Here is a 1,023-nt window from a genome sequence, read left to right as displayed (position 1 = left end):
CCGGCGACGGTCGGCGGGCCGGTGCGGGAGGCACCGCGGGCGGCCGCCGTGAGCGAGCCGTAGCGTCCGCGCGGGACGGAGCGCTTCGCGCGGTGGGCCGTGGCGCCCGCGGTGCGGCCCGAGCCCAGCAGGGAGCGCAGGGGAGTGAGCGTGTCGTTGGTCAGCCGCCCGGACCAGGCGAGGTCCCACAGGGCGTCAGCCAGTTGGGGATCGGTGGCCTCGGGGTGCGTGGTGGCGCGGACCTGGTCGGCGATCTGGCGGAAGAACAGGCCGTAGCCGCCGGAGAGGGCGTCCAGGACGGACCGGTGGAGGGCGGTCGGCTCCAGGGGGTGCGGAGGCGGCAGGAGCAGCGGGGCCGTGTCCGCGAGGTAGAGGGAGACCCAGCCGTCCTTCCCGGGCAGCGAACCGGCGCCCGCCCACACCACCTCCCCGGCGGCCGTCAGCTCGTCCAGCATCGCCGGGGCGTAGTCCGCCACCCGGGACGGCAGGACCAGCTTCTCCAGGGCGGACGCGGGTACGGACGCGCCCTGCAACTGCTCGACGGCGCGCACCAGGCCGTCGACGCCGCGCAGGGAGTGCCCCTTGCCGATGTGCTGCCACTGGGGGAGGAACTGGGCGAGCGCGGGCGGTGGCACCGGCTCCAGTTCGTGCCGCAGCGCGGCCAGGGAGCGGCGGCGCAGCCGGCGCAGTACGGCCGCGTCGCACCACTCCTGTCCGATCCCGGCCGGGTGGAACTCGCCCTGGACGACCCTGCCGGCCGCCGAGAGCCGCTGCAGGGCGCCCTCGGTGACCGCCACCCCCAGACCGAAACGGGCCGCCGCCGTCGCCGACGTGAACGGACCGTGGGTGCGCGCGTACCGCGCGAGGAGGTCGCCGAGGGGATCCTTGACCGGTTCGGTGAACGCCTCCGGCACGCCGACCGGCAGCGCCGTGCCCAGCGCGTCGCGCAGCCGGCCGGCGTCCTCGATCGCCGCCCAGTGGTCGGTGCCGGCCACCCGCACCCGGATGGCGCGCCGCGCGGAG

At 77.0% G+C, this 1,023-nt stretch carries 1 pseudogene; it reads right to left on the bottom strand.

Annotated features, from left to right (window positions below):
- A pseudogene (locus tag B7767_RS30560) lies at positions 1-1,023 on the bottom strand (DEAD/DEAH box helicase); the annotation flags it as partial.

The organism is Streptomyces sp. 13-12-16 (genome assembly GCF_002114215.1).
Classification (GTDB): Bacteria; Actinomycetota; Actinomycetes; order Streptomycetales; family Streptomycetaceae; genus Streptomyces.
Note: the sequence above shows the minus strand (reverse complement) of the source record. Positions and strands in the feature narration are given on the sequence as shown.